Source organism: Lautropia dentalis (assembly GCF_003892345.1).
Classification (GTDB): Bacteria; Pseudomonadota; Gammaproteobacteria; order Burkholderiales; family Burkholderiaceae_E; genus Lautropia; species Lautropia dentalis.
Genome location: NZ_RRUE01000002.1, coordinates 1,048,745 through 1,060,823 on the forward strand (window position 1 = coordinate 1,048,745; position 12,079 = coordinate 1,060,823).

The following is a 12,079-nucleotide window of genomic DNA, read 5'->3' on the forward strand; positions in this document are numbered from 1 at the left end:
CAGAGCGAGTGCGGAGGTGCGAGTCGACGACATGCCCTGATCCATGAAACAAACACCCCGGATCCCCGGCCTGAAACGTCACCGCGTCTGCGTCAGGCCCGGGCTGCCGGCGGGGCGGCTGGCCTGGGCGCGGTGGCGCACCAGCACGCGCTCGGTGCGGGCAAAGTGTTCGGCCAGTGTCTGGGCCACGTAGACGGAGCGATGCTGGCCTCCGGTGCAGCCGATGGCGATGGTGAGGTAGTGGCGGTTGTCCTGCACATAGCTGGGCAGCCATTCGGTGATGAAGCGCGAGATGTCGGCGATCATCTTCTTCACCGGTTCGAGGTCGGCGAGGAACTGTTTGACCGGCTCGTCCAGTCCGGTGAGGGCGCGCAGCTGGGCGTCGTAGTAGGGGTTGGGCAGGCAGCGCACGTCGAAGACCAGATCGGCATCCAGCGGTACGCCCTGCTTGAAGGCGAAGGACTCGAACAGCAGCGTCATCGACGCCCGGTCGGTGCGGACCAGATCGCGCACCCACTGGCGCAGGGTGTTGGGGTGCAGGTCGCTGGTGTCGATGGCGGTGCCGATGTCCTCGATTTCGGCCATCAGCTCACGTTCACGCTCGATGGATTCTTCCAGCGTGGGGGCCAGCTGCGGGTCGGCCGGGTCGTGGGCCGGCGTGCCTTCCGTGGTGGGGGGCCGGGTCGTGCCCGCCGCGGCGTTGCGGCCGGGCAGGGTGAGCGGATGGCGGCGCCGGGTTTCGGAGTAGCGCTGCACCAGTGCATCGGTGCGGGCGTTGAGAAACAGCACCTTCACGTCGTGGCCCAGCTTGCGCAGCTGGCGCACGGCGTCGCGCAGGCCGGTGAGGCTGGTGCCCACACGCACGTCGATCGACATGGCCACCTTGGGGTGTCCTTCCTGTTCGAGCGACAGCGCCACTTCCAGCACGTAGCGCACGGGCAGGTTGTCGATGCAGAAATAGCCGGCATCTTCGAGAACGTTGATGGCCAGCGATTTGCCGGAACCGGAAATGCCAGTGACGATGATCAGTTGCATGAGGGGGCAACGGGCCTACGAAGGCGTGAACGGGGGAAGGAACCCCTCATGCTACCCCAGTGGCAGCGCTTGCGGCGGCACGGCACCGGGATTTTCCGGATGGTGGGTTTTCAGGTAGCAGCCGAGCTGTCCGGGTTGTCGGGATCGTCGTCCGGGGTGCTGTCGAGGCTGCTGTCGAGCGGATGCAGGCCGAGGCAGTAGCAGGGGTCGAACGGGATGCCGGGAATGCCGGGGCCGCCGGTGATGCGGTCGATGCAGTAGGCCTCGTCCGGACGGGGGATGCGGGCGGCATCGGGGGTGCCCGGTGCCGGGGCGGTGGGTGGACGGGGCTGTGGCCGGGCCGGGCGGAAGGGCGGGGCCGCGGGCATGGCGGGATCGGGCTGCTGGCCGAGGATGATCTGCTGCTGGCGGCGGGTGAATTCGCGGGTGGTGTCGATGCCGCGCAGCAGCAGGATGGTGCTCTGCACGGCGGTTTCGGTCAGCACGGCGATGTTGCGGCCTGCCGCCACCGGGACGGCCACCTTGCGCACGGGCACGCCGAGGATGGTTTCGGTCAGGGCCTGCAGGGGCAGGCGTTCGTAGGCGTTCTCGAGGGCGCGCCGGCCCACCAGATGGACGATGAGCTTGATGGGCATGCGCCGGCGCACGGCGCTTTCACCGTAGATGGTGCGGATGTCGATCAGCCCCAGGCCGCGCACTTCGAGCAGCCCCTGCAGCATGGGCGGGCAGCGGCCGATGATGGTGTGCTGGCCGATGCGTTCGATGTCGACCACGTCGTCGGCCACCAAACCATGGCCGCGGGAGATGAGTTCGAGGGCCAGTTCGCTCTTGCCCAGTCCGGAGTCGCCGGTGATCAGCACCCCCATGCCCTGGACATCCATCAGGACGCCGTGCAGCGAGGTGTGGCCCTGATAGCTGAGTGCCTGCTCCAGCGCCTCGATGAGGGGGCCGGCGGGCAGCGGACAGCCCAGCAGCGCCATGCCGGCCTGGTTGCAGAACTGGACGAGTTCGGGCGGGGCCTGCTGGCTGTCGCTGAGAACGAGGGCCGGGGGGTGGGCGCTGGCCAGGGTGTCGTGCAGCTGGCTGCGCCCGGCTTCGTCGAGCTGGCCATACCATGCCAGCTCGCGCGGGCCGAGCACGGCAATGCGCTCGGCATGCATGAGGTTCAGGTAGCCGATCTGGTCGACGGCGTGCACGCTGGTGCCGCGCAGGGCGCGGTCGGCCCCGGCGTGGCCGGCCAGCCACTGCAGGTTGATGCGTTCCTGCTGGGAGGCAACGAGCGTCTGGACCGTCATCGGCATGGGGTGTCTCCGTCCGGGCGGGCTGCCGCTGCGGGTTCAGGCTGCGGGCCGGACCGGCTCCCAGGTGGACAGGGCGCGGTAGACGACGGCCGGGTCGGTGGCGGTGAGCAGGGTCTCGCGCAGGGCGTCGTCGGACAGCAGCTCGGCCAGTTCGGACAGGATTTCGAGGTGCTCCTCGGTGGCGTGCTCGGGCACCAGCAGCACGACCAGCAGCCGGACCGGTTCACCATCGGGGGCGTCGAACGGGATGCCGTGTTCGCCTCGCAGCACGGCGATGAGCGGGGTCTTGAGGTTGCGGATGCGGCCGTGCGGGATGGCCACGGCGCTGCCCAGACCGGTGGAGCCCAGGCGCTCGCGCGCAAACAGCGAGTCGAAGACCTTCTGGCGCTCCAGGCGGTGCTCGTTTTCGAACAGCAGGGCGGCGTGTTCGAACAGCCGCTTTTTGCTGGTGGCAGGGACATCGAGCAGGATGTCGCGGACTGACATCAGCTTCGAAATGCGGTTCATCCGGTGTTACCTGTGGGTTTGCGCAGGTCCTGCGTGCGAAAGGCCCGGAGAACCCGGGCCTGCGGATGCTTCTGGACGAGGCATCCGTGCCGTTTTCAAAGCACCATTATAGGCGGCTTCGTATCCTGGGGGCAGGGGATCCGGGCTGCAGGCATCCGGCATGCCAGTGGCTGGAAAAAAGGCCGGCCTTGTCTGCGGCACCCTGTCAGCACGCGGCTGGGGACAGTACGTGAACGGGTGAGCCTACGATACGATCCAGAACCAGAACGCCCGGAAGCGGTGGACAGGTCCGTAACCGGAAGGACGGCCGGGAAGGCCACACGGTGTGCGGGGCCTTCCCGGCGCAGGGACGTCAGGCCGGTTCGGCCATCCGTTTCAGCGGACTGGCAGCGTAGTCCTGCCGTTTCTGCTTGTACTTGATGACCTGGCGGTCGAGTTTGTCGATGAGGGTATCGACGGCCGCATAAAGGTCCGTGTGCCGTGCTTCGGCAAAGATTTCCTTGCCGGCCACGCGCAGTTTCATTTCGGCGCGCTGCACGAGCTTGTCGACCGACAGGATGACATTGACATCGATGACCTGGTCGAAGTGGTGCCGGATGCGCGCCAGCTTGCTGGTGACGTATTCGCGCAGGGCAGGGGTGACTTCGAGATGGTGTCCGCTGATGGAAAGGTTCATGCCTTTGTACTCCTTGAAAGCGTTCCACAAACACGACCAGCTGGCGGTCATCGGCTTCGTCGTTGCGCGGCAGGAAGAATATTGAGTGATTCCCGGTATTTGGCAACGGTTCGGCGCGCGACCTGAATGCCTCGCTGGCCAAGCATTTCGGTAAGGTCCGTGTCGGTCAATGGCTGGTGCGGATTCTCCTGCTGGATGAGTTTTTCGATCTGGGCCCGGATGGCCCCGCTGGCGGTGTGGCCTCCGGTGTCGGTGGCCACGTGGCTGCCGAAGAAATACTTCAGCTCGAAGATGCCGAACGGGGTCCGGAGGTATTTCTGGGTGCAGGCACGCGATACGGTGGTTTCGTGCCTGCCGACGGCCTCGGCGATGTCGCGCAGCACCAGGGGGCGCAGCGCTTCGGGGCCATGGCTGAAAAAGGGTTTCTGCCGGTCGATGATGGCCTGCGCGACCTGCAGGATGGTTTCGCCGCGCTGCTGCACGCTGCACGCCAGACTGCGCGCTTCCTGCAGCTGCTGCAGCAGGGGATGGCCGGCCGCGGGGCCGGTGGCGGGTTGGGAAGCCGACTCGTCATGGCTGTCTTCCGTGACCTGTTGCTCCCATTCTGCCCCAGATTTCCGGTTTTGTGCGGCCGGTGTCTCGCTGCTTTGGTTGTTTTTCTTCAACAGCGATTCGTATTCGTCATGAACCCGCAGCCGGGGCTGGGCCCGATGGTTGAGTTCGGCACGCCAGCCGTGTCCGGTGTGACGCGCGGTCACGTCGGGGGTGATGTAGCCGGGCGGTTCGTGGCCGAAACGGTTGCCGGGATGCGGGTCCAGCGAGCGGATCAGCGTGCGGGCCGCGCCCAGCATGGCCGGGGTGCAGCGCAGGCGCCGGCACAGCAGTTCGTCACGATGATCGGCGAGCAGCGGCAGGCAGTCGTCGCGGGTGAGCTGCAGGGCCAGGTCGATCAGGGCCGGGGCGGTGCCACAGTCGGGCGTGGGGTTTTGTGACGGGATGGCCTGTGGCACGGGGAGGTCTTCCTGCAGGCGCAGAAGCTGCAGGCGCAGGCATTCGCCGGGCGAGCGGGCGCCGACGCCGGCGGGCTCGAATCCCTGCAGGGTGGCCAGCGCGGCGTCCAGCTCGGCGGGGAGCGGGTGTGCCGGCTGTGCACGATCCATCGAGGCGTGCTGCACGGGTGTCCCGTTCGCGACGTGGGGGGCTGGCGGGGTGGAGAGAGACTGGGGGACGGAAGGCCGGTGGCAGTATGGCGGGTGGCCAGCGTGCTGGTGGTTGGAGAACCGTTTGCCAGGCAGGAGGGCGCTGGCGGCCAGCGCCTCCAGCGAGAAACCGGGCGGGAAATAGCCGTCGTCGCGCAGTTCCCAGATCAGCAGGGTGATGAGGGCGTGCTGGCGTGGTGTGCAGCGGATCTCGCCGAGCTGGGCGAGCAGGTGGGCCTGCAGCGTCGGTTCGGTGGCCAGGGCGGGGTTGAAGGCGTCGTCGCCCTCGCTGCCGTCCGCGGAACCGGTGCCCATGCCGCTGCCCCAGGCGTCGTCGCCATGGGAGGCGGCTGTGTCGTAGTCCAGGTCCCAGCCTTCGCCCATGGTGTCGGGGTCGTTGCCGGTCGCGATATCCCGCTCGCTGGCGCCCGTGCGCGCGATGTCGCCTGGCCCGTCAAAGGACGGGGGGGCGTCGGGGCTGGCGGTGTGCATGGTGCCCGCCTTGCCTTCGCCGATGTGTTCCGTGCCTGCGGTCATGCCGGTGTTTATGGCCTTTCCGCCGCTCGGGCTTCCCATGTGCTGCCCGGTGGCTGTCATGCCTGCCCAGTCGTCGTGGACAGGGGCACGCAGGCTGCCGTCGGCGCGCAGGGCGATGGTGTCGGTGTGGGGGGCGTCGAGGCGTTCCAGAAAGGGGTTCTGGCTGATGGCCCGGTCGATTTCCTGCTCCAGGTCGGCCGTGGACAGCTGCAGCAGGTGGATGGCCTGCTGCAGCTGTGGCGTCAGCGCGAGCTGCTGCTTCTGGCGGATCTGAAGGGCGGCCTTCATGGGCGGGGGACAGATGTTCCGGAAGTGGTGTTTCCGGAATTTCTATCACCGGCCCGGCGGCGGGTGGGGGGTGGGCCGACCGGTGGCCCCTGCTGCAGGGACGAGGGGCGACCCGTGCTGTGGCGTTGGCGGGCTCACATCCGGAAGTCTTCGCCCAGATAGGCCTTGCGCACGCGCTCGTCCTGGATGATGTCGTCGGGTCCGCCGGAGGCGAGCACCACGCCGTCGTTGATGATGTAGGCGCGGTCGCAGATGCCGAGGGTCTCGCGTACGTTGTGGTCGGTGATCAGTACGCCGATGCGACGGTTCTTGAGCAGCCGGACGATGCGCTGGATCTCGATCACGGCGATGGGGTCCACGCCGGCGAAGGGTTCATCGAGCAGGATGAAGCGGGGCGAGCTGGCCAGCGCCCGTGCGATTTCCACCCGCCGGCGCTCGCCGCCCGACAGCGAGATGGAGGTGTTCGAGCGGATGTGATCGATCTGCAGCTCCTTCAGCAGCGATTCGAGGCGTTTTTTCTGTTCGCGGCGGCTGATGGTGCGGCCACGCTCGTCCTCCTGCAGTTCGAGCACGGCCAGGATGTTCTCCTCGACGCTCAGCTTGCGGAACACCGAGGCTTCCTGCGGCAGATACGACAGGCCCAGCCGGGCACGCCGGTGGATGGGCAGGTGGCTGATGGACTGGCCGTCGAGCAGGATGGTGCCGCCGTCGGTGGGCACCAGGCCGGCGATCATGTAGAAGCAGGTGGTCTTGCCGGCGCCGTTGCGGCCCAGCAGCCCCACGACCTGGCCGCTGGACACCTCCATCGACACATCCTTGACCACCACCCGGCCGTTGTAGGCCTTCATCAGGTGCTGGGCCTGCAGCTGGCTGGTTTCGGCGGGACGGGTGGAGGCGTGCGGTGCGGAATCGTTCATCGGACGTGCTTCAGGGACCGGGTACTGCAGGGACTGGGCTCGCTTGTGCGAACCGGACAGACATTCCGGGGCGCGTCCGGCTCATTTGCGCGAACCGGACAGGCGTTGTTCGGGGGCCAGCGGCAGCGGCGAACCGGGGGCACAGGGCTGGGTGGCGGCCTTGCCGGTGTCGGTGGCCGAGCCGGTGCCGGGCTGGATGATGATGCGCACGCGGCCCGGGCGCTCGCCGCGCTGCTGACCATCGACCGAGAAGGTTTCGGTGGTGGCGTTGTAGACGATGACGCCGCCGGTGATCTCATCGACGGGCTGGTTGCAGTTCTGCCGCTCCAGCCGGGCGCGACCGGTGAGCGTGACCTTCTCGGTGCGGGTGTCGTAGAAGATCTGCTCGGCCATGCCGTGGATGTACTGTTCCATGCCGTCACGCTTCTGGCGGAAGGTGGCCAGCTTGCCGTTGACCTTTGCCGTCTGGGCGTTGCGGCCCACCTGGGTGAGCACCATGCGGTCGCCCGTGATGCGGATGGTGCCCTTGGTGAGCACGACGTTGCCGGTAAAGGTGGAGACCTTCGTGGCATCGTTGTAGTCGGCCCGGTTGGATTCGATGTTGATGGGCTGGTCGCGGTCGGCCTTTTCGGCGTGCACGGCAGGGGAGAGCAGGAAAGCCGAAAGCACCAGCGCGAGGGGCAGGTGCCGGGACGGGCCGGGCAGCGAAAGGGGGGCGGACATGCGGGGAATCTCGGACGGAATCCAGATGGGGCAGACGATCATGCCGGGGACCGCCATGGCGGCGGTGCGGGCGCAGTGTCCACGCCCCGGATATGTGCAAGTTTAGCGGATTGCAGGCGGGAAATGCCCCTTGACGCGGCTCTTCAGCTTCACCTCCTGGCTGTCCTCGCGAATTTCCATGCCCACGCCGGCCAGGCGGTTCTCGCCGGCCCGCATGGTGACGGGATCGTCGGTGGTGATGACCCGGCTGGTCATGTCGACGTGGGCGTTGTCGGTGAACATCTGCATGGGCGGCGCAGCCTCGCTGCCGTCGGCGCGGGTGGCGGGCTGGCGGCGCACCTGCACATCGTCATGCAGGTCGGCGAAGTCGCCGTTGTCGGGGGCCGAACCGCGTCGCGCGGTGATGGTGGTGAGCGGCTGGGCATCGTCCAGCGAGATGATGCGCGGTTCGGTGAACTCCACGTGACCGTCCAGCGGGTAGTGCAGCATCCGCTCGGCTTCCATCCGGACCGAGGGGTTGCCGTCGCGGTCGGCGCGCATCAGGCTCATCTTCTCGACGAAGAAATCGGGATCGGCGCGGCCTTCCACGGCGGGGGCCGCCTGGTTCTTCTCGGCCTGCCGGGCGAAGTAGTAGCTGACCATGCCGAGGCCGATCAGGATCAGGATCGAGGCCGCGGCGGCCAGGCGGTCGAACAGACGGGGACTCATCGTGAACGTATCAGGTACGGGGCAGGGCAGCACCCGGGTGCTGGTGGGTGCCGCTGTCGCGGTAGTGGGCCAGCAGTCCGGCCCGTTCGCCGCGGCTGGTGAGCAGGAAGTCGACCAGTTCGCGCACGGCGCCCTGGCCGGCCGGGGCGGAAGAAACCCAGCGGGCGGCGGCCAGCACGTCGGGCACCGCGTCGGCCGGCGCGGCCGGCAGGGCACAGGCGCGCATGGCGGCCAGATCGGGCCAGTCGTCACCGATGAAGGCCATTTCGTGCAGGCCGATGTTCAGCTGCCCGCCCAGCGTGCGCAGGACATCGAGCTTGTTCGACACGCCCTGGAAGACGTGGCGGATGTCCAGCTCCTTCGCGCGCTGGGCGACGATGTCGGAATGGCGTCCGGTGATGATGGCCAGCTCGATGCCTGCCTTGTGCAGCAGCGTCAGGCCAAAGCCGTCCCGGACCGAGAAGGATTTGGCGATCTCGCCCTGCGGGCCGATCCAGATGCGGCCGTCGGTCAGGGTGCCGTCGATGTCCATGGCCAGCAGACGTATTTGTCGTGCAGCAGCGATCAGATCCATGATGTGTTCTCCCTTTGGCGCGTGTTACGGGCGCATTCATCTCCGCGCTGGTGCCGGCCGTGTGCCGACAAGGCTGGCCGCCCTGGCAGGCAGGGCCACGCCGGCAGCGCGCGGATTCCGGGTCAGCCGGGGGACTCTCCCTTGCGGGCGCCGGATGCGCTCATGACATGTTCTCAGACGATCTTGGCGGCCAGCAGGTCGTGGAAGTGCAGGGCGCCGACCAGGTGGCGCTGGCTGTCGGTGACCAGGATCTGCGTGATGCGGCGTGATTCCATGATGCGCACGGCCTCGACGGCCAGGGCACCGGCCTCGATGGTGATGGGATTGGCCGTCATGACTGCGCCGATGGTCAGGTGCTTCAGGTCGGGGGACTGGCCCGCGAACACGCGGCGCAGGTCACCGTCGGTGAAGATGCCGGCCACGCGGCCTTCGTCGTCCAGGACGGCCACCATGCCCATGCGCTTGTGGCTGATTTCGAGCAGGGCGTCGGTGAACAGCGTATCGGGATGGCAGGTGGGCAGGTCGTCACCCTGGCGCATGATGTCGCCCACGTGGGTGAGCAGCCGGCGGCCCAGCGCGCCGCCCGGGTGGGAGCGGGCGAAGTCCTCACTGCCAAAGCCGCGAGCCTCCAGCAGGGCCACGGCCAGGGCGTCGCCCAAGGCCAGCGCGGCGGTGGTGCTGGCGGTGGGGGCGAGGTTGAGCGGACAGGCTTCCTGCTGCGCACCGGCGTAGAGGTGGATGTCGGCGTACTGCGCCAGCGGCGATTCGGGGTTGCCGGTGAGGGCGATGAGGGCGGCGCCCACGCGCTTGACCAGCGGCACGATGGTCATCAGCTCCTCGGTGCTGCCGGAGTTGGACAGCGCCACGAACACGTCCTGCGCCGTGACCATGCCCAGATCGCCGTGGCTGGCCTCGCCCGGATGCACGAAGAAAGCCGGGGTGCCGGTGGAGGCCAGGGTGGCGGCGATCTTGCGGGCGATGTGGCCGGACTTGCCCATGCCGCTGACGATAACGCGGCCGGTGCAGGCCAGCATCAGCCGGCAGGCACGGGCAAAGCCATCGTCCAGCGTTTCGCGCAGGTGCAGCACGGCATCGGCCTCGATGGTCAGCACCTGGCGGGCGCGGTCGATGAGGGCGGCGTCGCTCTGGAGGGGCGTCTGCCGGCCGCTGGCGGGCTGGACTGGGGCGGGATGGGTGTCGGCGGCGGTGCGGGGCTCGGGCGTCATGGGCTGGAAACGGACGGGGCCGCACGGGCGGCCGGGACGACAGGGGGAACGGGGGCGACCAGCTGGCGGATGGCCGTACCTGGCCAGTATAGAACGTGTCATGGACTTGTTCATCCCCGCGGAATCCCTCCGCGCAAAAGGGTGGCGCCAGCCGCCGCCGCCGGAAAGGTACCTGGAGCATGGCGTGTCCCGGTCGCCGTTCGATACGTCAGCGCCTGTTTCGGATTGTTCGCGGGTGTTGCATGGCGTTGGTGGCTGGCAAGGGACGGTGGATCGGCTTACCGCTGGTCAAGGCCGGGCTGCGATATGTCGGTATCCTTGTCATCTGCCGGGAATGGGGGCGAGGATGCGCCTTCCTGCGTTATACTGACCAGTCATTCATTAGTGCGTGTGTGACAGGTGTGCAGGGTGTGTCCCCCGAAGTCCTCCCGCAAAGCCCTGACGCCCGGACATGCCCGGTGATGCGTGCGCCGCTGCCGTGTCCCGCAGGGGCTGACGCGGGGGTGAATTGCCTGCCTCACGCGCGCCGGAACCCCGGGCTGCGGTGTTGTGTGGCAGGGACGGCGTGACGCCTCCGGCCGGTCTTCTGTCTGCAGGGGGCTGCACATCGGTGAGAATGGCCGGAGATTGTGTGTTTTTGCATCGTGCGGGCTGGTTTTCGTGGTAGCTTGCCGGCTGCGTTTTTCCTGACTGGACTGACTTGGATAACGATACGCTCCTGTCCATCGAATCGCTGAGCTTTGGCTATACGCCCGAGCGGCTGATTCTGGACAACATCAACATGAAGTTCAAGCGCGGATCGGTGGTGGCCCTGATGGGTGGCTCCGGTTCGGGCAAGACGACCGTGCTGCGCCTGATCGGCGCCCAGGTGCGCCCGCAGAAGGGCAGGATCCTGCTCGACGGTACGGATGTCCACAGCCTGTCCAAACAGGAACTCTACGGCCTGCGCCGTCACATGGGCATGCTGTTCCAGTTCGGGGCGCTGTTCACCGACCTGAACATCTTTGACAACGTGGCCTTCCCGCTGCGCGAGCAGACCGATCTGCCCGAGACGATGATCCGCGACCTGGTGCTGATGAAGCTGCACGCCGTGGGTCTGCGGGGGGCTGCGCGCCTGATGCCGTCGGAGATTTCCGGCGGGATGGCGCGCCGCGTGGCACTGGCTCGTTCCATTGCGCTGGATCCGCACCTGCTGATGTACGACGAGCCGTTTGCAGGGCTGGACCCGATCTCGCTGGGCACCATTGCCCACCTGATCCGCACGCTGAACGAGGCGCTGGGCGCCACCTCCATTCTGGTGACGCACGACGTGGCCGAAACCTTCGAGATCGTCGACTACGCCTACGTGATGAGCGGCGGCCGTGTGATTGCCGAGGGTACGCCCAAGGAGCTGGGTGCCTCCACCGATCCGCAGGTGGTGCAGTTCCTCAACGGCCGCCGTGACGGTCCGGTGAAGTTCCACTATCCGGCCGGCCCCATTGAGAAGGAGCTGGGACTATGATCATCCGACTGCTGGCCCGGCTGGGCGCCTGGATACGCCAGGTGGTCAACGATCTGGGCTTTTCGGCCCGCTTCATGACGCAGCTGCTGCTGTCGTCGCTCCGGGCGCTGCGCCGGCCGGGGCTGATCAGCGAGCAGGTCTATTTCGTGGGCAACCGCTCGCTGTCCATCATTCTCATCTCCGGCCTGTTCGTGGGCTTCGTGCTGGGGCTGCAGGGCTACTACAACCTGCAGCGCTATGGCGCCGAGTCGTCGCTGGGCCTGCTGGTGGCGCTGTCGCTGCTGCGCGAGCTGGGGCCCGTGGTGGCGGCGCTGCTGTTTGCCGGGCGCGCCTGCACGTCGCTGACGGCGGGCATCGGCCTGATGAAGAGCGGCGAGCAGCTGATCGCCATGGAAATGATGGGCGTCGATCCGATGGACCGGGTGCTGGCGCCGCGCTTCGTGGCGGTACTGATCGGCCTGCCGATGCTGGCGCTGCTGTTCTCGGCGGTGGGCATCGTGGGTGCGTGGATCGTCGGCGTGATCATGATCGGCGTCGATCCGGGCTCGTTCTGGTCGCAGATGCAGGCGGGCGTGAGCCTGACCACCGACGTGATCAACGGCGTGGTGGTCAAGAGCTTCGTGTTTGCGCTGCTGTGCGGTTTCATCGCGCTGGTGGTGGGGCACGAGTCCGAGGCCACACCCGAGGGGGTGGCCCGCGCCACCACCACCACGGTGGTCATCTCCTCGCTGGCCGTGCTGGCCAGTGACGTGCTGATGACTGCGCTGATGTTCGGCGATCTATAGCGCGTCATGTATGGCGCGTCATGAACTCACTCTGCACGCCCGCTGAGGGTTGGCGGGGATGTATGAGGCCATGACGCGCTGGAACGGATTCGATGGATATGG

The 12,079-nt window shown here is 67.4% G+C and carries 12 protein-coding genes; 2 read left to right on the plus strand and 10 right to left on the minus strand.

Features of this window, described 5'->3' with window-relative positions:
• Positions 1-78 precede the first annotated feature (78 nt).
• From rapZ to EHV23_RS12225, 10 genes are all read right to left on the minus strand, one after another.
• Complete coding sequence (gene rapZ, locus EHV23_RS12180) at positions 79-1,035, minus strand: RNase adapter RapZ (protein ID WP_125096317.1); 957 nt, start codon at positions 1,033-1,035, stop codon at positions 79-81.
• Between the two features lie 110 nt (positions 1,036-1,145).
• Positions 1,146-2,336 carry an HPr(Ser) kinase/phosphatase gene (hprK, locus tag EHV23_RS12185; RefSeq protein ID WP_125096318.1) on the minus strand — a complete coding sequence of 397 codons (1,191 nt, stop codon included), beginning with the start codon at positions 2,334-2,336 and terminating at the stop codon, positions 1,146-1,148.
• Between the two features lie 36 nt (positions 2,337-2,372).
• Positions 2,373-2,843, minus strand: a complete 471-nt coding sequence (locus EHV23_RS12190) for a PTS sugar transporter subunit IIA (protein WP_125096319.1) — start codon at positions 2,841-2,843, stop codon at positions 2,373-2,375.
• Between the two features lie 352 nt (positions 2,844-3,195).
• A complete protein-coding gene (hpf, locus tag EHV23_RS12195) occupies positions 3,196-3,519 on the minus strand; it encodes a ribosome hibernation-promoting factor, HPF/YfiA family (protein ID WP_125096320.1) in 324 nt (107 codons plus the stop codon).
• A 47-nt stretch (positions 3,520-3,566) separates the two neighbouring features.
• Positions 3,567-5,543 (minus strand): RNA polymerase factor sigma-54, encoded by a 1,977-nt coding sequence (gene rpoN / locus EHV23_RS12200; protein ID WP_125096321.1) that lies wholly within the window; start codon positions 5,541-5,543, stop codon positions 3,567-3,569.
• A 134-nt stretch (positions 5,544-5,677) separates the two neighbouring features.
• Positions 5,678-6,460, minus strand: coding sequence for an LPS export ABC transporter ATP-binding protein (lptB, locus tag EHV23_RS12205; RefSeq protein WP_125096322.1), 783 nt, complete (start codon positions 6,458-6,460; stop codon positions 5,678-5,680).
• Between the two features lie 81 nt (positions 6,461-6,541).
• Positions 6,542-7,183, minus strand: a complete 642-nt coding sequence (gene lptA, locus EHV23_RS12210) for a lipopolysaccharide transport periplasmic protein LptA (protein ID WP_125096323.1) — start codon at positions 7,181-7,183, stop codon at positions 6,542-6,544.
• A gap of 102 nt (positions 7,184-7,285) precedes the next feature.
• Positions 7,286-7,891 (minus strand): LPS export ABC transporter periplasmic protein LptC, encoded by a 606-nt coding sequence (gene lptC, locus EHV23_RS12215; RefSeq protein WP_125096324.1) that lies wholly within the window; start codon positions 7,889-7,891, stop codon positions 7,286-7,288.
• Between the two features lie 10 nt (positions 7,892-7,901).
• A complete protein-coding gene (locus tag EHV23_RS12220; RefSeq protein WP_125096325.1) occupies positions 7,902-8,465 on the minus strand; it encodes a KdsC family phosphatase in 564 nt (187 codons plus the stop codon).
• A gap of 173 nt (positions 8,466-8,638) precedes the next feature.
• The gene (locus EHV23_RS12225) at positions 8,639-9,691 is read right to left on the minus strand and encodes a KpsF/GutQ family sugar-phosphate isomerase (RefSeq protein ID WP_238990440.1); all 1,053 of its coding nucleotides are present in this window, start codon (positions 9,689-9,691) and stop codon (positions 8,639-8,641) included.
• A 700-nt stretch (positions 9,692-10,391) separates the two neighbouring features.
• Here EHV23_RS12225 and EHV23_RS12230 point away from each other — a divergent pair.
• Positions 10,392-11,192 (plus strand): ABC transporter ATP-binding protein, encoded by an 801-nt coding sequence (locus tag EHV23_RS12230; RefSeq protein ID WP_238990441.1) that lies wholly within the window; start codon positions 10,392-10,394, stop codon positions 11,190-11,192.
• Positions 11,189-11,977, plus strand: coding sequence for a lipid asymmetry maintenance ABC transporter permease subunit MlaE (gene mlaE, locus EHV23_RS12235; protein ID WP_125096326.1), 789 nt, complete (start codon positions 11,189-11,191; stop codon positions 11,975-11,977). The genes EHV23_RS12230 and mlaE overlap by 4 nt, the downstream gene beginning before the upstream one ends.
• Positions 11,978-12,079: the final 102 nt, after the last annotated feature.